The organism is Microbacterium sp. Root166 (assembly GCF_001427145.1).
Classification (GTDB): Bacteria; Actinomycetota; Actinomycetes; order Actinomycetales; family Microbacteriaceae; genus Microbacterium.
The window spans coordinates 202232-222837 of sequence record NZ_LMGL01000001.1 but is presented as its reverse complement, the minus strand read 5'-3'; the positions used below and the strand labels follow the sequence as shown (position 1 = coordinate 222837).

Sequence of the window (20606 nt, the reverse complement as noted above, 5' to 3'; positions counted from 1 at the left end):
CCTGTCGCACCCCCGTGCCACAATCGAGACCTCTCCGACGCCTCGTCGAAAGGCCCGTGCCATGAACCGCGCCCTGCCCCACCACGACGGCTCTCCGCTGCACGTGTCCGACTCCGCGCCGTCGCTCGGCGACGTCGTGGCGGTGCGCCTGCGGGTGCCGGCCGGCTACGGTCCGCTCGCGGCGGTGCGCACGCGCTCGAATCCCGATCACGAACCGGAGTGGGACGACGCCGAGGCCATCGGCACCGCCGACGGCTGGGACTGGTGGCAGGCGCGGGTGACGGTACGCAATCCCCGGCACGGCTATCGATGGATGCTGCAGCACGAGGACGGCCGCGTCGAGTGGGTCAACCAGACCGGCCTCCACACGATCGAGACGCTCGACGCCGAGGACTTCGCCCTCATCACGTCTCCGCCCCCGCCGGCGTGGCTGAACGAGTCGGTGATGTACCAGGTCTTCCCTGACCGGTTCGCTCGTTCCGCTACGGCTGATGAGCGCCCCACGCCGGCCTGGGCGATCCCGGCCGCTTGGACCGATCCCGTCGACCCCGTGATGCCGGCGCGCTCGCAGCAGTTCTACGGAGGCGACCTCGACGGCGTCGTCGACAAGCTCGATCACCTCGTAGAGCTCGGCGTCGACCTGCTGTACCTCACGCCGATCTTCCCGGCCGAGTCCAACCACCGCTACGACGCCTCGAGCTTCGACCGCGTCGACCCGCTGCTGGGCGGCGATGAGGCCTACGTCCGGCTGGTCGAGGCGGCGCACGCCCGCGGCATCCGTGTCATCGGCGATCTCACGAGCAACCACTCCGGCGACAGCCACGAGTGGTTCCAGGCGGCGCTCGGTCGCCCCGGCGCGCCCGAAGAGGAGTTCTACTACTTCACCGACGACGCCAACACCGAGTACGTCTCGTGGCTCGGGTACCCGAGCCTGCCGAAGTTCGACTGGTTCTCGGACGAGTTGCGCCGCCGGTTCGTCTCGGGCGAGGACTCGATCGTGGCGCGCTGGCTCAAGCCGCCGTACAACGCCGACGGCTGGCGAATCGACGTCGCGAACATGACCGGACGCCTCGGCGACGTCGATCTGAACGCCGAGGTGCGGGCGCTGCTGGCCGAGACCATGCGTGCGATCAACCCCGACACCATCCTGCTGGGGGAGTCGACCAACGACGCCGCGAGCGACCTGCAGGGTGACGGCTGGCACGGCGCGATGACGTATCCGTCGTTCACCCGCCCGCTGTGGGGCTGGCTCAGCGAGCCGACCGGCAAGCCGTACCTCGACGCGAACGGCGACGAGATCACCGAGCCGTGGTTCTTCGGGCAGCCCATCGGCGGCATTCCGCGCTACAGCGCGAGCGAGTTCGCGGCGGCGGTCACCCGGTTCACCGCCGGCATCCCGTGGCGTGTGCGCCTGGGCAACATGCAGCCTCTCGACACGCACGACACCGGGCGTTTCGCGACGAACGCGGCCCCGGGCACGATCCCTGTGGCGGTCGGTCTCTCGCTGACCATGCCGGGGGTTCCGGTGCTCTTCGCGGGCGATGAGTTCGGTCTCGTGGGCGCCGACGGCGAGTCCAGCCGCACGCCGATTCCGTGGGGGAGCGAGTCCGAGCCCGAGGTCGCCTCGCGCCTTGCGCTCTACCGCGAGCTCATCGCGCTGCGGCGGGCGCACCCCGCGCTGCGGACCGGCGGCTTCCGCTGGGTCCACGTCGACGACGAGACGGTCGCGTTCGTGCGGGAGTCGGCCGACGAGAGCGTCCTCGTGCTGGCCACGCGCGGCGACGCCGACGCCGAGCTTCTGCCGGGCGTCCTCTCCGGAGCCGACCGCGCCACGCAGCTGTTCGGCGACGCGACACTGGCCGTCGCCGACGACGGGGGCGTCGTGTTCGCCGCCGACGGTCCCGCGTTCGCGGTCTGGCTGCTGCCGGGCGTCGAGGTTCCTGCGCCGGCGCCCGACACCGCCGAGGACGAGGTGTCGCGCGGCGTCACCGATACCGACCAGCCCACCCCCGCCGACATCGTGGAGGCCCAGTGACGAGCCCCGACCGCTTCCAGGCCCTGAGCGACGGCCTCGCCGAGGGAGTCCGCGACCGTGACGGGATGATCGGCCTCGTGCTGCTCGGATCGGCGTCGGATGCGGCATCCCACCGCCGTGACGAGTGGTCCGACCACGACTTCTTCGCCCTCACCGAGGCAGGGCGCGGCGCCGAGATCCGCCCCGACCTGTCGTGGCTGCCCGATCACGACAGGCTCGTGCTCACGGCGCGCGAGGGGGACATCGGCTTCGCGGCCGTGTACGACGACGGGCACGTGTTCGAATTCGCCTTCTCGGATGCCGCGGAGCTCGCCGGTGCCCTGGCGGAGGACGCGACGGTCGTCGTCGACGATGCGGCGGGCACCACGGCCACGCTGATCGCCGAGTCACGCGCACGGGCCCAGGCCGGTGACCGCTACGACCCGGCCAACGACGCCCGGCTCATCCTGGTGAAGCTGCTCATCGGCGTGGGGCGGGTGCGCCGAGGCGAGGTGCTCAACGGCGGCGTCTTCATCCGCCAGTGGGCGATGCAGCTTCTGGTCCGGACGATCCGCGGACGCTTCGCCGAGGCATCCACCACCCTCCGCGACACGATCGATCCGGTGCGCCGCTTCGAACGCGACTTCCCGGAGTGGGCCGCCCGCATCGCTGCGGCGGTCGAGCAGCCGGCCGAGGCCGCGGCTCGCGACCTGTTCGATCTGACGCGCGAGATCCTCGAGCCCGGGTGGGACGAGTTCCCGACGGCGGCAGCCGACGCCGTCGCGCGTCGTCTGGGCTGGTGAGCTCAGCCGTTCCCCGCCACGACACGCCCTGACCCGCGTCCACAGGTGTGCGGCACCGGGTCGCAGGATCGGGCACACTGAGTGTCATGTCAGCGTTGACCACCATCGGCCTTCCCGTGGCCCTCGGCATCATCATGTTCGGCCTCGGCCTGAGCCTCACCGTCGGCGACTTCGCGCGCGTCCTGAAGCAGCCCAAGGCGGTGGTCGTCGCACTTCTGTGTCAGCTGGTCCTGCTGCCCGCGATCTGCTTCGGCCTCGTGCTGGCCTTCCAGCTGCCTCCGGTGCTCGCCGTCGGCATGATGATGCTCGCCGCCTCGCCCGGTGGGACCACCGCCAACCTCTACAGCCACCTGTTCCGCGGCGATGTCGCGCTGAACATCTCGCTGACGGCGGTCAACTCCGTCATCTCGGTGGTGACGCTGCCTCTCATCACGAACTTCGCGATCATCTACTTCGACCCGTTCGACAGCCAGCTCGGCATGCAGTGGGCCAAGGTGCTGGAGGTGTTCGCCATCGTGCTCGTGCCCGTCGCTATCGGCATGGTCGTGCGCCGGCTCTGGCCGACGTTCGCGAAGGCCATGGACAAGCCGGTGCGCATCGCGTCGGTCATCATCCTGATCGTCGTGATCGCCGGCGCGGTCGCGGCGAACTGGGAGCTGCTCGTCGAGAACTTCGCGCGCCTCGCGCTCATCACGATCGTCTTCTGCCTCATCAGCCTGACCGTCGGCTACCTGGTGCCGCGCCTGCTCAAGGTCGGTAAGCGCCAGGCCATCGCGGCCTCGTTCGAGATCGGCATCCACAACGCCACCCTCGCCATCGTCATCGCGCAGACCGTGCTGGGCTCGGTCGAGCTGAGCCTTCCCGCCGCCGTGTACGGCGTGCTGATGTTCTTCATCGCCTTCGGGTTCGGCTTCCTCATCCGCGAGCGCAGGACGACGGTCGACGAGATGGTCGAGGAGGCCGGCGAGACCTCGGCCCCCGCCGCGTCGAGCTGATGCAGCGGGGCGGCGCGCGTCCGATCAAGGGTGGCGGCGGCATCCGTCGTTCGTAGACTGGGGTCGCGAGGAGGTGCCATGCGCCCACTGACCGAAGACGACGTCCGTTCGTCGTTCGTGAACGCGTCGCCCGACGAGCTGCGGATCGTCGCCCTGCCGAGCGACTTCCTGCTGGCCGACTGGGACCATCTCGACTTCTTCGCCTGGCGCGACCCGCGCACCCGCGGTCGCGGCTACCTCATCGCCGAGATCGACGGGATGCCGCGGGGCGTCGTGCTGCGGGCGGCCGAGGGCACGTCGCGTGCGCGGTCCGGCATGTGCAACGTGTGCCACACGATGCAGCCCGGCGACCAGGTCTCGCTCTTCACGGCCCGCAAGGCCGCCCAGGCCGGCGAGCACGGCGACAGCGTCGGCACGTACATGTGCGCCGACCTGTCGTGTCACGAGAACGTCCGCCTCGCCATGCCGCTCGCGCCGAGCGAGATCCGGGCGAGCGTCGACCGGCGCATCGACGGCACCCGCCGCCGCGCCGAGGACTTCGTCGGCCGCGTGCTCGAGACGGTCGAGAGCCGCCGTTGAGCGGCGTGGTCGTTGTCGGCGACGCGCTCATCGACGAGCTGCGCAACGACAACGGCGTGCGCGAGTTCGTCGGCGGTGCGGCGCTCAACGTGGCGGTGGGCCTCACCCGGCTGGGCGTTCCCGCGACCCTGATCGCGATGGTCGGCGACGATGAGCCGGGCGCGCACATCCGCTCGTATCTCGCCGACTACGGCGTCACGCTGCTCGCGACGCCGTCGCCGCTCGGCACCGCACGCGCGGTCAGCACTCGCAGCGGCGGTGGCGAGCCCCAGTACGTCTTCAACGAGGCCTCTCAGCAGCGCCGGATCCGCTTCGGCGAGGCCGAGAGGGCGGCGATGGCGGATGCCGCGCTCGTCGCCGTGAGCTGCTTCGCGTTCGACGATGAGGAGCAGACCGCCGAGCTGGCCCAAGCCGTTGCGGCTTCCGGCGCGCCGCTGGCCATCGACCCCAACCCCCGGCTCGGGATGCTGCACGACCGCGACCGCTTCGTGAGCGGGTTCGAGCGGCTCGCCGCCGGTGCGGCGCTGGTAAAGGTGGGCGAGGACGACGCCAGGCTTCTCTACCGCGAGCACGTCGACGCGCTGCGGGCGCGACTGGTCGACCTGGGTGTCGGAGCGGTGCTGGCGACCGAGGGTGCGACCGGTGCGACGCTGGAGGCGGACGGGGTCGTGGTCACCCGGCCGATCTCGCACCTGCCGGGGCGCATCGTCGACACGATGGGTGCCGGCGACGCCGCGTTCGCGGCATCCGTCGAGGCCCTCATCGATCGTGAACCGGACGGCGAGGAGTGGGGCGAGGTTCTGCAATTCGCGATGGATGTCGCAGCCGCGACCTGCCGATTCGAGGGGGCGCTGCTGCGCACTCCGGCGGCGCTGGAGGGCCGCGATCTGGACCGGATCGGCACCTGATCCGCAGGTCGTGGCTTCGATTTCGAGCACCGGCCGAGACAGCGTAAGATAATGAATCGCGTCTCCGGTCGTCTGCACAAGTCGGACGGGTACGCCCTGGCGAGTTACCCAAGCGGCCAAAGGGATCTGACTGTAAATCAGACTGCTCAGCATTCGGGGGTTCGAATCCCTCACTCGCCACCAGATGCGAAAAGGGCTCCGCGCAGCGGGGCCCTTTTCGCATCTATCTGAGGAGCGGGATTCGGGGAGGAGCGAGCGGAGCGAGCACCGGAGTCCCTCACTCGCCACCACCAGCCCCCGGTCTCCGGGGGTTTCTGGTTTCCCGGGCCCGCGCTGCCTTGCGCCACATCGCACGAGATCGCCACTTCGCAAGCGGCATCCGGAGTATTCGTCTTGCGAAGTGGCCATAGCTCGCGAAATGGCGGATGCCGCGGCTCAGCCGGCGGTGACCTCGGCGGTGGCGGTCTCGGGGCGCTGCAGGTGGAGGATCGTCACGGCATCGCGCACGGCGCCGAGTGGCGCCTCGACGGGGGCGTAATCGTGGACGAAGCCGTTCTCGTCGACGACGGAGATGCGCACCACGGCGTGTCCGCGCCGGGGCGTGCGGATGGGGGCGGGAGCCGGCCGTCGTGCCACGGGCATTCCTTCCTCGATGGAACATCGAGCGTACCCGGCGACTGTCCACAACCCTGACGCACGGCGCGCGCTGCGTGCGAGGATGAGGACGCGGGTCGCCCCGCGACAGAGAGGACCACCATGACCGTGCCTGCCCCTCACACCGCGCCGGCGCCGCAGGGCGCCCCCGCCTCGTCGCTGCTGCGGGTCGCGGTCTGGGTCGCGATCGGCGCACTGATCGCCGCGGCCGTCGTGTGCGTGGTCTGGGTGCTCGTGGGCGACCAGCAGGACATCGTCGGCCGGGCCTTCTTCACCATCCTCCTGCTGGCAGGCTTCGCCGGCGCGGCGATCCTCGATGCGCACCTCGCGCCGCGGCGGCCGGCCTGGTTCGCGCTTGCGAGCATGGGTGTGTGGGTCGCCATCCTGCTCATCGGCGCCGTGATGATCTGGATGCCGGACCGCACGTGGTGGAGCGGCTCGAGCCGCCTCATCCAGTTCCTGCTGATCGTCCTGGTGCTGCAGCTGACGCTGCTGTACCTGCGGCTCTACGTGCGGGCGCTCCAGCGGAACGACACCACGTTCACCCGGGCCCTGGCGATCGTCACGATCATCCTCGTCGTGTGTCTCGCGGTGCTCCTCGTCATCCCGCTGATGCTGGGCGAGTACCTCGACCTGCCCGACATCTACTGGCGCGTGGTGGTGGCCGTCGCGATCCTCGCCGCCGTCGGCACCGCCCTCATCCCGCTCATCAACACCCTGCTCGCCCCGAGGGGACCGCGCAGCGTCGCCGCCGGGTACGGCACCGCGCCGATCCCGCCGCAGCACCTCGCCGCCGAGCCGGCCGCTCCGGCGCAGGAGCTGCTGCCGTGGCCGACCTACGTCGACGCCCGCACGCCGCTGCCGATGCTGCCCGACGGCTCGCCCGATTGGAACGCCTACTACACGGGCTATCCCTCGCCCGGGGCGCACGTCTTCACCGCGCCCGAGCATGAGGCGGCAGGACACGAGCCGGCCGCCGGGACCCAGACCAGCCCGCCGCCTGCACCGGCCGCCCCGGGCTACGAGGGCTTCCCGCCGCCACCCCCGCTGCCGCCCCGGCCGTAGCAGCCACGTTCGCCGCTCAGTCCGCGAGGTACTCCAGCGCGGCCATCGCGGCGTTGTGCCCGCCGATGCCGCTCACGGCCCCGCCGCGGCGCGCGCCGGAGCCGCACAGCAGTACGCGCTCGTGCGCCGTCGCCACGCCCCACCGCCGTGCCGGGGAGTCTAAGTCCTCGTCGTCGCCTGCCCACGGCCACGACAGCAGTCCGTGGAAGATGTCGCCGCCGGCCATGCCGAGCGACTCCTCGAGGTCCGCCGTCGTTCGCGCCTCGATGCACGGGGTGCCGTCCGGCGCCTCGAACACCACGTCGCGGATGGGCTCGGCCAGCACCGAGTCGAGCGAGCGCTCGGCGGCATCCAGCAGCGCGGAGCGCGCGGCATCCCGATCAGACCCGGCGATGAGCCGATGCGGCACCTGCAGGCCGAACAGCGTGAGGGTCTGGGCGCCCGAGGCACGCAGGTCGGGGCCGAGGATCGACGGGTCCGTGAGCGAATGGCAGTAGATCTCGGCCGGCAGCGGATCCGGGATGCCGCCGCCCGCCGCCGCGCGGTAGGCATCGTCGAGCTGGGTCATGGTCTCGTTGATGTGGAAGGTGCCCGCGAACGCGGCCTCGGGCGACACCGCCGAGTCGCGCAGCCGGGGGAGCCGGCGCAGCAGCATGTTCACCTTCACCTGGGCGCCTTCGGGTGCGGCCGGGGGAGCGGTCGACACCGCGCCGCCCGCCCGCAGCAGCTGGTCGAGCACGGCGGGACCGACGCCGCTGAGCACGAGCCGCGCGTGCAGCCGCTCGCCGCCGGCCAGCTCGACCTCGCCGTCGGGGCTCACCGCGGTGACCTCGCAGTCCGTGCGGAGTTCGGCGCCGGCATCCCGTGCCGCACGCTCCAGCTCGCCGCTGACCTTGCCCATGCCGCCGATGGGCACGTCCCAGTCACCGGTGCCGCCGCCGATCACGTGGTACAGGAAGCAGCGGTTCTGACTCAGTCTCGGGTCATCGGACGAGGCGAACGTGCCGATCAGGGCGTCGGTGAGCGCGATGCCACGCGCGATGTCGCTGTCGAGCGACGAGCGCAGCACCGCTCCGAGCGGCTGCTCGAAGAGGTCGTTCCAGAGCCGGTCGTCGCCCAGGCGTCGCCGCACCGCGGACCGCCGCGGCAGCGGATCGGTCACGGTGGGGAAGAGGGTGCGGGCGACCGGAGAGATGCGGTCGTAGAAGGCCGCGAAGCGCTCGGCCTCGCCGGTGGATCCAGTGACGCGGCCGAACGAGGCGGCCGTGGCGGCGGCATCCCCGGTGTCGACGAGCACGCCCCGCGACGGGTCGGCCGGATCCGGCGTGTACGACGAGTAGCGACGCCGCGTGAGCGCGATGTCCAGGCCGAGATCGGCGATGATCCGCGCGGGCAGCAGGCTGACGAGGTACGAGTAGCGCGAGAGGCGCGCGTCGATGCCGGCCCAGGGCCGCTCCGACACGGCGGCGCCGCCGACGTGGTCCTGCCGCTCGAGCACGGTCACCGTGCGTCCGGCGCGGGCGAGGTAGGCGGCCGCGACGAGGGCGTTGTGTCCGCCGCCCACGATCACGACGTCACGGACGGGGGTGCGGGCGGCATCGACCATGCCCCCACGGTAATCGGGGGCGACCACCTCGCGCAGTCGAGCGGATGCCGCGAGCCCGGGTGAACGGGCGCAACATGCCGTCTCGGCGACCCGGGTGGCGGCGTGTTGCGTCCGCTCGTCGGCCGTCACGCGCATCGACCACCTCCCGCACCGCGGATACCGTGGAGGCATGACCTCTGCGAACGACCTTGCCGCCCTCGCGATCGACATCGCCCGAGAGGCCGGGGATCTCGCGCGCGTGCGCCGCGGCGAAGGCGTCGCGATCGCCGCGACCAAGTCGGCGCTCGCCGACATCGTCACGGATGCCGACCGCGAGGTCGAGGCGCTCATCCGTGCCCGACTCTCGAACGAGCGCCCGGAGGACGGGTTCCTCGGGGAGGAGACCGGCGCCGAGCGCGGCTCGAGCGACATCACGTGGGTCGTCGATCCCATCGACGGCACTGTGAACTACGCCTACGGCATCCCCGCCTACGCCGTCAGCATCGCCGCGGTGACGGGCGAGCCGACGCCTGAGGAATGGCACGCCGTCGCCGGGGCCGTGTACAACCCGCCGCTGGGCGAGATGTTCCACGCGGCCGAGGGTGAAGGCGCGTGGCTGGGCGATGCGCGCCTGGCGGTGAACACCGATCCGATGACCGCCGGGGCGCTCCTGGCGACGGGCTTCGGCTACGACCCGGCCACTCATGCCGGCGACCTCGAGCGCGTGGCGCGGGTCATGCCGCTCGCGCGCGATCTGCGTCGCGCCGGTGCGGCGTCGCTCGACTTCGCCTATGTCGCGGCCGGGCGCCTCGACGGATACTTCGAGCGCGGCCTGCAGCCCTGGGACCACGCCGCGGGAGCGCTGCTGGTCACCGAGGCCGGCGGCCGCGTCGGCGGTGCCGGGCCGGACGGCCGTGTGTCGAACGCGCTCTCCGTGGCATCGGCACCGGAAGTCTTCGATCGACTGCTCGCCGCGGCCCTCGGCGCGTAGATCCGCCGCGGGAGCGGTACCAAACATTCGGCGTGCCGCCCCGCGTTGATTGGATTCTCAGGCGGCTCGGGGTAGTGTTTACCCGATCGTTACCTTCGCCGCCCGAAACGGCGGAGGTGTCATCCGCCCCGATTCCCGTTACGTCGCGCCCCCCGAGCGACTCGAACCGAGAGCCTTCCCCGCTTGCTGTTTGACGCCCCGATGGCTGACCCTGCGCCCACGCGCCGATCCAGCCGGACCTCCGCCACGCCTGTCCAGGCGTCCTCGGAGACCCTCGGTGCTTCGCGCGCGGAATTGCGTCGGCGTGCAACGGCGGCATCCCCGATCGTCGAGGTCGCTCACGCCGAGGTCGCTCACGCCGGTGAGCCGAAGGTGAAGGATGCCGCGACCGAGCCGGCCTCGCCGGTGATCGTCGTCGAGCCGCAGGCAGCCGTTCCGGTCCAGCCGCTCACCGACCTTCCCCCCGCGCCGCTCAGCCGCCGCGCCCGCCGCGCTCCGGTCACGGGCGAGCAGCCCGCGATCGTCGAGCCCGCGATCGACCCGGTCGCTCCGGCGGACGAGGTCCGGCCCGAGCCTGAGTTCCGCGCCGAACTTCCCACCGCGGCCGCCCCCGCGCCGCTTCTCGAGACCGTGCTCGCCCCGGCTGAGCCTTTCGAGCTGCTCGAGCCGGTTGCCGTCGCGGTTTCCGAGCCCGTGCTCGACGAGCAGATGGATGCCGCGCCCGCCGCGGCCGCGGCATCCGATGTCGACGAATTCGAAGCCGCCGCCCGCCTCTTCTCTTTCACGGGTGAGACGCCGATCCAGGCCGCTGCTGCCGAGCCCGTCGCTGAGGACCTTCCGGCCGACGACCCTCAGGCCGAGCCGGTCGCCGCATCGCACCGCGTGCCCCGCCGGCGCCCGGTCGCGTCGTTCAAGCGCATGACGGCCGCGTCGTTCTCGGTCGGCGTCATGGGGATCGTCGGCCTCATGACCGTCGGCATGACCACCCCCGCCGAGGCTGTGGCCGCGGCCGGTGGCGCCGAGACCACGTTGTCGATCGTCGCCCCGACCGAGGGCACTGCGCCCGCGATCGACGAAGACGAGATCCAGGCGTACGTCGCCCCCGCCGAGGCGCTGCCCGAAGACCTGCACCGCACCGAGAGCTACGGCACCACGACGTTCGCCGAGATGGCTTCGCAGGCGGGTATCAAGAACTTCTCGAACCTCTTCGTCAACGACCCGAACGCCGCCATCCAGTGGCCGTTCGCGGTCGGTGTGACGATGTCGTACGGCTTCGGCATGCGCTCGGGCCGGATGCACGAGGGCATCGACTTCACCCCCGGCGCCGGCGCCCCCATCCAGGCGATCGCCGACGGCACCGTGCGCGTCGCGTCCGAGGCCGGCGGCGCCTACGGCGTCCACGTCATCGTCGACCACGTCATCGACGGCCAGCTGGTCTCGAGCCACTACGCGCACATGCAGTACGGCTCGATGCAGGTCGTGCCAGGACAGACCGTGACGGTCGGCACCGTGCTCGGCAAGACGGGCAACACCGGGCGCTCGTTCGGCGCCCACACGCACTTCGAGATCCTGATGAACGGCACCACCGCGATCGACCCGATGCCGTGGCTGCGACAGCACGCCGGAGGGTGACCTCGATTCAAGGGGTAGCCCCAGGCTCTGGTATCCTCTTCTAGTTGCCCGCTTGCGGGTGGCACGCCCCGATAGCTCAGTGGTAGAGCACTTCCATGGTAAGGAAGGGGTCGTCAGTTCAATCCTGACTCGGGGCTCGGAACATCGCGAGATGTCACGCGGCGGGGTAGCTCAGTTGGTGAGAGCGCACGACTCATAATCGTGAGGTCGCGGGTTCAAGCCCCGCTCCCGCTACAGTTCTGAAGGCCCCGGTTCGCCGGGGCTTTTGTTGCCCCCGCGTCGGCTCCAGACGATTGACGCCGTTGCAGGCGGGCGCATGTGCCGGCAGACCATCCCGCGACGATGAGCCGACGCGTAGCGTCGACACAGCGAGCAAAGGGAGTAGCACGATGCACACACGCACACTCGGACAGGGCCTGCGGGTTTCCGCCGTCGGGCTGGGCTGTATGGGAATGTCGCAGAGCTACGGGCCGAACCCCGGCCCGCGCGACGACATGATCGCGGTGCTCCGCTCCGCTGTCGACCTCGGCGTCACCTTCTTCGACACCGCCGAAGTGTACGGACCCTTCGGCAACGAGGAGCTCGTCGGAGAAGCACTCGAGCCGGTGCGCGACCAAGTCGTGATCGCGACGAAATTCGGCTGGGACATCCAAGACGGCGCCAGTGTCGGCCTGAACAGTCGTCCCGAGCAGATCCGCCGCGTCGCCGACGCGTCCCTCACACGGCTCCGCACCGACGTGATCGATCTGTTCTACCAGCACCGGGTCGACCCGGACGTGCCCATCGAAGACGTCGCCGGCACCGTCAGCGAGCTGGCCGCGGAGGGCAAAGTGCGAAACTTCGGGCTGTCGGAGGCATCCGCGGCCACGATCCGCCGCGCTCACGCGGTTTTCCCGGTCACCGCACTGCAGAGCGAGTACTCCCTGTGGACCCGTAATCCCGAGACCGAAGTGCTGCCGACGCTTGCCGAACTCGGCATCGGCTTCGTGCCGTTCAGCCCGCTCGGCAAGGGATTCCTCACCGGCACCGTCGACGCCTCCACCACGTTCAGTGACGGCGATATCCGCCGCCGCGTACCACGCTTTGAAGAAGAGAACCTTGCCGCGAATCAGGCGCTGATCGACCACGTCAAGGTGCTCGCGTCTGCCAAGAGCGTCACCCTCGGGCAGATCGCCCTCGCATGGCTCCTCGCGCAGCACCCGTGGATCGTTCCTATTCCCGGTACCCGCCGCACCACGCGCATTCAGGAGAACGCAGCAGCCACCTCGGTGGCGCTGTCGGCGGACGAGCTGGACGACCTGGACGGTCTGGCTCGGCGCATCAGCGTGCGAGGTGACCGCTACAACGCTCAGCACATGGGCTACCTGGACCGCTGAGACCCTGCCGCACAGGATGAGGCCGGGGCTGCCGTCGAATGAGCAGCGACGTCAGGCCGGGGCAGGACCCGTCGACTCTCGCCAGACGACGCGGTTGACCGGTCCGGCATCGAGCTCAGGCGGAGCACTCCGGAGCCGTGCGATCAAGCGCGCCATCGCGTTGCTGCCGACGCGTTCGAGGTTGACGTCGATCGTGGTGAGCGAGGGCAGAAGGAACTCGCTGCCGGGCGTGTTGTCCCAGCCTGTGACGCTCACGTCGCCCGGTACGTCCCACCCCCGCTTGGCTGCTGCACGGAGCACGCCCGTCGCGACCAGGTCGTTGGCCGCGATGATCGCGGTCGGCTCCTCGCCGCTTCGGATCGCCTCCACCGCATCGATGCCCGATCGGCCCGACCAGTCCCCGTCGAACACGCCCGCGGAGTCGAGTCCCAGTCGTTCGATCGTCTCGACGAAGCCGGCCGCGCGTGCACGCGCGGACGCGAACTGCGACGAGCCGGCGACGTGGTAGAACCGGCGATGCCCGAGTTCCGCCAGTGCTCCGATGAGCTCCGCGATCGGGGTCGCGTCGGCCAGCGCGCCGATCCCTCGCATCTCGTCATCGAAGTCCGCAGACACGACCAGGATCGCGTCGGCCGGCAGATCCTGTGGGCCGAGTTCGACGGGGGACAGTGACAGGATCCCGTCGACCTGGCGCGCATCGACGAGCTCCCGGATTCGTTCCGCTCGGGCCGCCGCGCCGCCCTCCGGGCTGATCACTTCGACCTGGAAGCCCGCATCGTGAGCGGTCTTCGTAGCGCCCGCGAGCATCCGGGCCGGGTTGAACGCCAGCGCCGGCATGACGACAGCTACCCGCCCGGTGACGCGGGTGCGCATGGAGCGAGCCACCAGATTCGGCCGGTAGTTCAGTTGCGCGATCGCATCGGCCACGCTGTCGCGGGTTCTCGGCTTCAGCCCCTCGCCGTTGAACCGCAGGTAGCGGGAGACCGTTTGGTGCGAGACGCCGGCGAGTTTCGCGACCTCGATGATCGTCGGACGACGGTCGGCTCCCGCGCGGATCGTCACGATGGTCTCCTTCGATGCTGCAGCACCGGCTGCCCATGCCTGTTCACGGTAGCGGGAGTTGCCCGCGGTGGACGATCACGCAGCGCCGCGAACCTGATCGCATGCTCGTTGACAGAAATGGTGATCGTTCACTATGGTAGCCGAAGCACAAAATAGTGCACGTTCACTTTTCGGGAAGGACAATGATGTTCCGCAGCAGGAAAAGGGCATCCGCCGCACTCGCCGCCGCCGCCGGGGCCGCTCTCATCCTCGCCGGCTGCGCCAGCGCGGACGCGCCGCAGCCGGCGACTACGTTCGACCCCGACGACGAGGTCACGCTGAACTTCGCGTTCTGGGGCAATGACGTGCGGGCGGAGATGTACAACGAGGCGATCGCGGCGTTCAACGAGGAGTACCCGAACATCACGGTCAACCCCACGTTCCTCTCGTGGGACGAGTACTGGGAGAAGCGCCAGACCGAGGCTGCGGGGAAGAACCTGCCCGATGTGTTCCAGATGGACATGACGTACGTCCGCCAGTACTCGGAGAACGGGCTGGTCCTCGACCTCACGCCCTACCTCGGCGAGATCATCGCCACCGATGGCTTCGACGACAGCGTTCTCGAGATCGCATCCATCGACGACACCATCGCCGGAATGCCGGTCTCGACGAACGCCATCGGCATGTTCGAGAACGTTGTGCTCACGGATCAGGTCGGCGTCGAGCCGTTCGCCGGCGGTGATTGGGAGGAGTACGACGAGTGGCTGTATGAGGCTCGGGATGCCGCAGCCGCGGCGGGCCTCGACGTGTGGGGCGGCGCCGACCCGACCGGCTTCATCCAGCCGTTCGAGCTCATCCTCCGCTCCGAAGGGAAGTCGGTCTTCACCGAGGAGGGCGAGATCGGGTTCACGAAGGAGGACCTCGCAGACTTCTGGAACCGCGGTGCGGAGCTGCGTGAGGACGGCGTCGTCACGCCGCAGCAGCGAATCCAGGAGGTCGCCCCGATGGGTGCGTTCGACTCGGCCCAGGCGCTCACGGAGATCGTGTGGGACAACTTCGGCGCTCCGTACCTCGCCAACCTCGGCGAGGCCTTTCCCGACCTGAATCTCGTCGCTCCGCCTGTCACCGAAGAAGGGGCCAAAGACCTCTACAAGAAGGCCGGGATGCTGATCTCCGTCGCGCAGAACACGGAACATCCCGAGGCAGCGGCCGCATTCACCGACTTCCTGGTCAACAGCCCCGAAGTCGGGGCGATCTTCGGCACCAACCGCGGAATGCCCGCATCGCAGACTCAGCTCGACGGCGTCGAACTCGACGAGACCGCCCAGCAGATCATCGACTACGAGAAGTCGATCGCCGACCGCGTCGGAGACGCACCTCCGGTGCCGATCGTGGGCTACGGCTCCGTCGAGGCCGAGTTCAAGGCCCTCGGGCAGGAGCTCGGGTTCGGCACGATCACCGTCGACGAAGCGGTCGACCGGCTCTTCGGAGAGATCGACGTGATCGTCAACCAGTAACCCACCGTCGTGGCGGCGGGCCGAGAAGCGTCCTCTCCTCGGCCCCGCCGCCGCTCAAGGCCCTTCCTCCCCAGAGAAAGCACTGAACGATGTCTCCATCACGTCCACCCCTCCGCGTCGGCATCATCGGAACCGGCGGCATCGCGCACGCCCACGCCGATGCTCTTCGCAGCTTCGGCTCCCGAGTCGACCTCGTCGGCGTCGTCGACCTCGACCGCGATCGCGCTGCCGAGTTCGCCTCGCGATTCGGCGCTCGTGCGGTCTACTCCGACGCGAAGGAGCTGTTCGCGAACGAGCACCTCGACCTGGTGCACATCTGCACGCCCCCGCAGACGCACGCGCCGCTCGCGATCGAGGCGATGCGCGCGGGGGTACCGTCGCTCGTCGAGAAGCCGACAGCGCTGAGCCTGGCAGAGGTCGATGAGCTGCTGGCTGTGCAAGAGGAGACCGGCGTGCCCGCCCTCACGGTGTTCCAGCACCGCTTCGGATCGGCCGCCCGGCATCTCGCCGACCTCGCAGCATCGGGCGAGCTCGGCAGACCCCTCGTCGCCACGTGCGAAACCTTGTGGTTCCGGCCCGACGAGTACTTCGATGTGCCATGGCGGGGCCGCTGGGACGTCGAAGGTGGCGGTCCCACCATGGGCCACGGCATCCATCAGTTCGATCTTCTGCTCGCGATCCTCGGGCCGTGGGCGTCCGTGAGCGCGTTCGCGGCCCGTCAGGCGCGGCCGACGGATACCGAAGACGTCTCCATCGCACTCGCCCGGTTCGAGAACGGGGCGCTGGCGACCGTCGTGAACTCGCTGGTCTCGGCGCGGGAGACGTCGCGACTGCGGTTCGACTTCGAGTTCGCCTCCGTGGAGGTCGAGCACCTCTACGGCTACGCCAGCGAGGACTGGTCGTTCACCCCCGCGCCTGGGCATGAGCACCTGGCGGCTCGATGGGCTGCCGGTCTCGACTCCGGATCCGTGAGCGGGCACCGCGACCAGATCGCGTCGATCCTCGACGACCTCGAAGCCGGCCGCCGGCCCGCCGTGGACCTCGATGACGCTCGACACACCCTGGAGTTCGCCGCGGCGACCTACGCGTCCGCTTTTCGGCAGGCGATCGTCGTCGCGGGCGAGCTTTCCGGCGACGATCCGTTCGTCCGGTCCATGAGCGGCGGAATGGTTCCCTGGGCGCCGCTGAAGGAGGTTCTCGTATGAGTGAGCTTCACGTCATCCACCACCTGGACTCGTCCGTCACCGTGCGAGACGGCGGGATCGACCTCTTCACCTACGTGTACCAACCGGACACTGCGGCGCTCGAGTCGCCGAAGCCCTACCTCCACCCCGTCCGCACGCGTCGGGGTGATGTGGTCAGCCTGTTCCGCCCTCACGACCACGTCTGGCACAAGGGCATCGCATGGGCACTTCCCGTGGTGGACAACGAGAACTTCTGGGGCGGGCCGACCTACGTGCACGGCCAGTTCTACGTGCAGCTCCCGAACAACGGAGTCCAGCAGCACGAAGGTTCGCTGGAACTCGGCCGCCAAGACGGGTCGGTGTCGCTCGCGCACGATCTGCGGTGGATCACCGAGGCCGGTGACGTCATCATGACCGAGCGGCGCTCGCTCACCGCGCACCTCGTGTCCGACAGCGCGTGGGCGCTGATCTTCGACACGCAGCTGACGAACGTGTGTTCGCAGCCGATCTCGATCGGGTCGCCGACCACGAGGGGCCGTGAGAACGCCGGCTACGGCGGCCTGTTCTGGCGCGGCCCTCGTTCCTTCACGGGCGGCACCCTCGTCACCCCGGGCGCCTCCGGAGCGGGCGACGACGTACGCGGCCAGCGCCACGAGTGGATGGGCTTCGTCGGCCGGCACGACGACGTCGACGCGTCGTCGCTGGTCCTGATGGTCGACGACGCCGCGAATCCTCACCATCCTCCGCAGTGGTTCGCCCGTTCTGAGGAATTCGCCGCGCTGAACCCGGCACCGTTCTTCAGCGAGGAGCTGGTCATCCCGGTAGGCGAGACCGCTCGCTTCCGGTACGCGATCGGCATCGCCGACGGCGATGAATCGGATGCCGCATCCCTCGCAGGCGTGCTGCGGAACGTGCTCCAGCCGGTCGCCGTCTGAGTCGCCAGAGAGAGAGAAGAGATCGTGAGCGCAGCGACGTTCCCCGGCGGGACATCCGTCAGCCTTCTGGACGTCTACGACGACCTGGCGCCCGACGGCGTGTGCGGTGGCAGCCCGCACATGCACCTCGCGTCTACCGAGTCGTACGTGGTCATCGCGGGGGAGGGGGCGCTGCATACCGTCGATGCGGGTGGCGTCCGTGAGACCGACCTGCGCGAGGGCTCGGTGGTGTGGTTCACGCCGGGAACGATCCACCGCGCTGTGAACCACGGGGACCTCAGGGTTGTCGTGCTCATGAGCAACGCCGGCCTTCCCGAGGCCGGGGACGCCGTGCTGACCTTCCCGCCCGAGGTCCTCGCCGATCCCGAGCGCTACGCGGCGGCAGCCCTGCTGCCGGCAGGGTCCCCTGAGACCGTGGCCGGCGCGGCCGCCCGCCGCCGGGATCTCGCCGTCGAGGGGTTCCTGCAGATCCGCGACAGCGTTCGCGCGGGTGACGTGCAGCCGCTCCACGACTTCTATCGGGCGGCATCCCGCCTCGTCCAGGGGCGCGCCGGAGCCTGGATCGACGTCGTCGAGCGCGGTCCGGCGGCGCAGGCCGCTCAGACCCTCAACACCGTCCGTGCCCTGGTCGCGGGCGACGCGGGACATCTCGCCCAGTCGGCAGTGAGCGAGGGGATGCCGCTTGGCGGCGAGCCCCGGTTCGGCATGTGCGGCCGGCTGCGCACCTTCGACGTGAGCGGCGGTTCCGGCGGGCGCTGAGGCGGACGCGACGCTCGCGCAGCGTGACGCCGGCGATCTCGGCTCACTCCAGGAGCGCCCAGGTCGCGAGGCGGAGCTGCTGCCCATCGTGCTTCGGCTGGAGTTCGGAGATCAGCTTGTCTCTCGAATCACGAGCACCGCCTCGGACTCCGGGCCGGCCGCCGGTGCTGCCGAGCCAGTGGCGGCGCTGAGCGCGAGCTGGGCCATGTACCGGCCGAGACCGGCGCTGTCGACGCGCACGCTCGAGAGGGACGGCACGAAGAGCTTCGCTATCGGGGTGTCATCGTGCCCCACGATCGCCAGGGTGTCGGGAACGCGGACGCCGGCGCGAAGAGCCGCACCCGTGACCAGCGCCGCGATGTCGTCGTTGTACGCCACCACTCCATCGATCCCTGCGCCGACCCAATCGGAGACCGTTCGGGCGACAGACGTTTCGGTCACGTCCTCGTCAGCCCGTAGGGGGGCGCCGGCGAGGTCCATTGCACTCGCCCGTGCGAGCGCGCGTCGCTGCTGCACAAGATCCGAGATGCGATGATCAGGTGATCCAGCGAAGGCGAGGCGACGGCGACCTCGGTCGACGAGGTGCGCGACCTGCAGTCGTGGCCCCCCAGCAAACCCGAGCTGCTCCTCGTGGGAGACCTCCTCTGCGCTCGCGTCGGGGATGATGTGCGCAACGCCGCTCGCCCGAATGCGGTCGAGCTGGTCGGTCGAGAACGGCATCATGCCCATCACGACGTCCGGTCTAAGGGTCTCCCAGAGGGGGAGCGCGTGCCCGCCGGGGTGGGGTGTCATGGTGACGAGTGAGTAGCCAGCCTCGTCGAGAGCGAGCGACGCTTCGTCGAGGTGTGCGCGCATGCTGAAGTCGAGGGGCCAATCCGGCAGCACCAGAAGGATGATCCGGCTATGGCCGCTCGCCAGCGCGCGCGCCGCGTTGTTCGGTCGATAGCCCAGGCGCTTCGCCTCCGCAAGGACGCGGTCTCGGGTCGCTGCGGAGATGGTCTGACCCGGCGTCTCGTTCAACACGAAGCCGACCGTCGCCCGCGATATGCCGAGTGAGCGGGCGACGTCGGCCGCCGTCACGCGTCTTGCTGACGTGTCCTGCAAAGTCACGAGGGTCCTTTCGCTTGCGCGCGCTAGTTCCAGTATGTACTATCGCTCTAGCTAGCGCGTGCTAGTGCCGCCACCCATGACGATGGAGTCCTGCTGTGACCACCCCGAGCCACGACGAGCCCATCGTCGTTCCCATGCCCGCGCCGATCCCGACGCCCCCGGTTGACTCCGGCGTCCTCGTCGCCGAGGTCACGTCGAACGAAGACCTGCCGCCGGTCAACGCCCGCTACATCTGGTTCATGGTGCTGGCCCAGTTCGGGGTCTTCATGGCGTTCATCACGCCGATCGCCATCTCCCTAGCGGTGCGGCTCGGAGAGCTGGCGCCGGCGAACCAGGAGTATCTCGGCTACATCACCGGCGCCGGTGCCCTGTGGGTCATGCTGACCGCCCCCTTCATGGGCATCTGGAGCGACCGCACCCGCACGCGATTGGGGCGCAGGCGCCCGTTCATGATCGGCGGCATGATCGTCGGAGTCCTGTCGCTGATCGTCATGGCACTGGCGCCGTCGGTGCTGCTGCTCGGTGTGGGATGGATTCTCGCGCAGTGGGGCTGGGGGACCGTCCTCGGCAACCTGCAGAATTCCACCGCCGACCGTCTGCCTGAGGCCCAGCGTGGAAAGGTCGCAGGGCTCACCGGGTTCGCCACGCAGGTCGCCCCCGTGATCGGGGTCATCGCGACGATGGGCCTGACCGGCAACGCCCTGCTGCTCTTCCTCGTCCCGGGTGTGGTCGGTGTCGTGCTCGTCACGCTGTTCGTGACCCTGGTGCACGAGGACGACAGTCGCGGACTGCCGCTCGAGCGGATCGGCGCCGCCGGGGTCATTCGCAAGTACGTGTACAACCCTCGCAAGTACCCCGACTTCTCGTGGAACTGGCTCGGACGTTTCTTCTTCTACTTCGGTCTGACGCTGAACACGACCTTCACCGCCTTCTTCTTCGCCGACCGTCTCGGCGTCTCCATCACCGAGGTCTCCGCCGTGATCGGCACGCTCGGCGGCATCGGCGTGCTCGCCACCACGGCGGGCGCGCTCGGCGGCGGGTTCATGTCCGACCGCTTCCGTCGACGCAAGGTCTTCCTCGTCATCGGCGGCGCCATCATGGCGGCCGGGATGGTGACGATGGCTTTGTCGTCCGACCTTCCCTTCCTCTTCGCAGGCTCACTTATCGTCTCCCTCGGCATCGGCCTGTTCGCCGCCGTGGACATGGCCCTGCTGCTCGACGTGCTGCCGGAGAAGCAGACGGATGCCGGCCGCTTCATGGGCATCACGGGCTTCGCGACATCCATCCCGCAGGCAGCCGCCCCGTTCATCGCCTCCGGCATCCTCCTCATCGGGGTCACCGGCGCAGACAAGAACTACTCGCTGCTGTTCATCATCGCCGCCGCCTTCGTGCTGCTCGGCGGACTCGTTATCCTCCGCATCCGCTCTGTCCGCTGACCCAGCTCGCCAGGAGAAGCCT

18 protein-coding genes and 3 tRNA genes are annotated in these 20606 nt (G+C 69.7%); 17 read left to right on the top strand and 4 right to left on the bottom strand.

Annotated features, from left to right (window positions below; genetic code table 11):
- Positions 1–61 precede the first annotated feature (61 nt).
- The 6 genes from ASD56_RS00995 (at position 62) to ASD56_RS00970 (ending at position 5482) form a co-directional block, all read left to right on the top strand.
- The gene (locus ASD56_RS00995) at positions 62–2035 is read left to right on the top strand and encodes a glycoside hydrolase family 13 protein (RefSeq protein ID WP_055960217.1); all 1974 of its coding nucleotides are present in this window, start codon (positions 62–64) and stop codon (positions 2033–2035) included.
- Complete coding sequence (locus tag ASD56_RS00990) at positions 2032–2817, top strand: hypothetical protein (RefSeq protein ID WP_055960214.1); 786 nt, start codon at positions 2032–2034, stop codon at positions 2815–2817. The genes ASD56_RS00995 and ASD56_RS00990 overlap by 4 nt, the downstream gene beginning before the upstream one ends.
- Positions 2818–2903: 86 nt before the next feature.
- Positions 2904–3812, top strand: coding sequence for a bile acid:sodium symporter family protein (locus tag ASD56_RS00985; protein ID WP_055960211.1), 909 nt, complete (start codon positions 2904–2906; stop codon positions 3810–3812).
- A gap of 78 nt (positions 3813–3890) precedes the next feature.
- Positions 3891–4391, top strand: coding sequence for an FBP domain-containing protein (locus ASD56_RS00980; protein WP_055960207.1), 501 nt, complete (start codon positions 3891–3893; stop codon positions 4389–4391).
- A gap of 5 nt (positions 4392–4396) precedes the next feature.
- Complete coding sequence (locus tag ASD56_RS00975; protein ID WP_082541156.1) at positions 4397–5299, top strand: PfkB family carbohydrate kinase; 903 nt, start codon at positions 4397–4399, stop codon at positions 5297–5299.
- 98 nt (positions 5300–5397) lie between these two features.
- Positions 5398–5482: transfer RNA gene (locus ASD56_RS00970), tRNA-Tyr, on the top strand.
- A gap of 252 nt (positions 5483–5734) precedes the next feature.
- On the opposite strand, the gene ASD56_RS00965 is transcribed toward ASD56_RS00970, so the two are convergent.
- Positions 5735–5935, bottom strand: coding sequence for a hypothetical protein (locus tag ASD56_RS00965; protein WP_157535705.1), 201 nt, complete (start codon positions 5933–5935; stop codon positions 5735–5737).
- Between the two features lie 120 nt (positions 5936–6055).
- Between ASD56_RS00965 and ASD56_RS00960 the strand changes: the two genes are divergently transcribed.
- Complete coding sequence (locus ASD56_RS00960) at positions 6056–7018, top strand: hypothetical protein (RefSeq protein WP_055960198.1); 963 nt, start codon at positions 6056–6058, stop codon at positions 7016–7018.
- Positions 7019–7034: 16 nt separating this feature from the next.
- Here the strand turns inward: ASD56_RS00960 and ASD56_RS00955 are convergent, their stop codons facing one another.
- A complete protein-coding gene (locus tag ASD56_RS00955; RefSeq protein ID WP_055960194.1) occupies positions 7035–8624 on the bottom strand; it encodes a phytoene desaturase family protein in 1590 nt (529 codons plus the stop codon).
- A 169-nt stretch (positions 8625–8793) separates the two neighbouring features.
- On the opposite strand from ASD56_RS00955, the gene ASD56_RS00950 reads away from it, so the two are divergent.
- The 5 genes from ASD56_RS00950 to ASD56_RS00930 all read left to right on the top strand — a co-directional run bounded on the left by ASD56_RS00950 (position 8794) and on the right by ASD56_RS00930 (position 12602).
- Positions 8794–9594, top strand: a complete 801-nt coding sequence (locus tag ASD56_RS00950; protein WP_055960191.1) for an inositol monophosphatase family protein — start codon at positions 8794–8796, stop codon at positions 9592–9594.
- A 294-nt stretch (positions 9595–9888) separates the two neighbouring features.
- Positions 9889–11226, top strand: a complete 1338-nt coding sequence (locus tag ASD56_RS00945) for a M23 family metallopeptidase (RefSeq protein WP_055960188.1) — start codon at positions 9889–9891, stop codon at positions 11224–11226.
- A gap of 65 nt (positions 11227–11291) precedes the next feature.
- Positions 11292–11363: transfer RNA gene (locus tag ASD56_RS00940), tRNA-Thr, on the top strand.
- A gap of 23 nt (positions 11364–11386) precedes the next feature.
- Positions 11387–11460 (top strand) — tRNA-Met (locus tag ASD56_RS00935).
- Positions 11461–11615: 155 nt separating this feature from the next.
- Entirely contained in the window at positions 11616–12602 is a 987-nt protein-coding gene (locus ASD56_RS00930) for an aldo/keto reductase (RefSeq protein WP_055960186.1), read from the top strand.
- 51 nt (positions 12603–12653) lie between these two features.
- Here ASD56_RS00930 and ASD56_RS00925 read toward each other — a convergent pair whose 3' ends face one another.
- Entirely contained in the window at positions 12654–13664 is a 1011-nt protein-coding gene (locus tag ASD56_RS00925; RefSeq protein WP_055960184.1) for a LacI family DNA-binding transcriptional regulator, read from the bottom strand.
- A gap of 185 nt (positions 13665–13849) precedes the next feature.
- Between ASD56_RS00925 and ASD56_RS00920 the strand changes: the two genes are divergently transcribed.
- From ASD56_RS00920 to ASD56_RS00905, 4 genes are all read left to right on the top strand, one after another.
- Positions 13850–15160, top strand: a complete 1311-nt coding sequence (locus ASD56_RS00920; protein ID WP_055963397.1) for an ABC transporter substrate-binding protein — start codon at positions 13850–13852, stop codon at positions 15158–15160.
- 89 nt (positions 15161–15249) lie between these two features.
- On the top strand, positions 15250–16365 hold the full coding sequence (locus ASD56_RS00915; protein ID WP_055960182.1) for a Gfo/Idh/MocA family protein: 1116 nt from the start codon (positions 15250–15252) through the stop codon (positions 16363–16365).
- Positions 16362–17279: a PmoA family protein gene (locus ASD56_RS00910; protein WP_055960178.1), complete on the top strand. Its 918-nt coding sequence runs from the start codon at positions 16362–16364 to the stop codon at positions 17277–17279. The genes ASD56_RS00915 and ASD56_RS00910 overlap by 4 nt, the downstream gene beginning before the upstream one ends.
- 24 nt (positions 17280–17303) lie before the next feature.
- Complete coding sequence (locus ASD56_RS00905; protein ID WP_055960175.1) at positions 17304–18038, top strand: cupin domain-containing protein; 735 nt, start codon at positions 17304–17306, stop codon at positions 18036–18038.
- A gap of 111 nt (positions 18039–18149) precedes the next feature.
- Here ASD56_RS00905 and ASD56_RS00900 read toward each other — a convergent pair whose 3' ends face one another.
- The gene (locus ASD56_RS00900; RefSeq protein ID WP_235565459.1) at positions 18150–19148 is read right to left on the bottom strand and encodes a LacI family DNA-binding transcriptional regulator; all 999 of its coding nucleotides are present in this window, start codon (positions 19146–19148) and stop codon (positions 18150–18152) included.
- Positions 19149–19243: 95 nt separating this feature from the next.
- On the opposite strand from ASD56_RS00900, the gene ASD56_RS00895 reads away from it, so the two are divergent.
- The gene (locus ASD56_RS00895; protein ID WP_235565458.1) at positions 19244–20584 is read left to right on the top strand and encodes an MFS transporter; all 1341 of its coding nucleotides are present in this window, start codon (positions 19244–19246) and stop codon (positions 20582–20584) included.
- Positions 20585–20606 lie beyond the last annotated feature (22 nt).

Bases quoted from the DNA above. Each gene is read 5' to 3' on its own strand.
- ASD56_RS00995 (WP_055960217.1), top strand. From the start codon at position 62: ATGAACCGCGCCCTGCCCCACCACGACGGCTCTCCGCTGCACGTGTCC.
- ASD56_RS00985 (WP_055960211.1), top strand. From the start codon at position 2,904: ATGTCAGCGTTGACCACCATCGGCCTTCCCGTGGCCCTCGGCATCATC.
- ASD56_RS00980 (WP_055960207.1), top strand. From the start codon at position 3,891: ATGCGCCCACTGACCGAAGACGACGTCCGTTCGTCGTTCGTGAACGCG.
- ASD56_RS00960 (WP_055960198.1), top strand. From the start codon at position 6,056: ATGACCGTGCCTGCCCCTCACACCGCGCCGGCGCCGCAGGGCGCCCCC.
- ASD56_RS00955 (WP_055960194.1), bottom strand. From the start codon at position 8,624: ATGGTCGATGCCGCCCGCACCCCCGTCCGTGACGTCGTGATCGTGGGC.
- ASD56_RS00950 (WP_055960191.1), top strand. From the start codon at position 8,794: ATGACCTCTGCGAACGACCTTGCCGCCCTCGCGATCGACATCGCCCGA.
- ASD56_RS00930 (WP_055960186.1), top strand. From the start codon at position 11,616: ATGCACACACGCACACTCGGACAGGGCCTGCGGGTTTCCGCCGTCGGG.
- ASD56_RS00920 (WP_055963397.1), top strand. From the start codon at position 13,850: ATGTTCCGCAGCAGGAAAAGGGCATCCGCCGCACTCGCCGCCGCCGCC.
- ASD56_RS00915 (WP_055960182.1), top strand. From the start codon at position 15,250: ATGTCTCCATCACGTCCACCCCTCCGCGTCGGCATCATCGGAACCGGC.
- ASD56_RS00910 (WP_055960178.1), top strand. From the start codon at position 16,362: ATGAGTGAGCTTCACGTCATCCACCACCTGGACTCGTCCGTCACCGTG.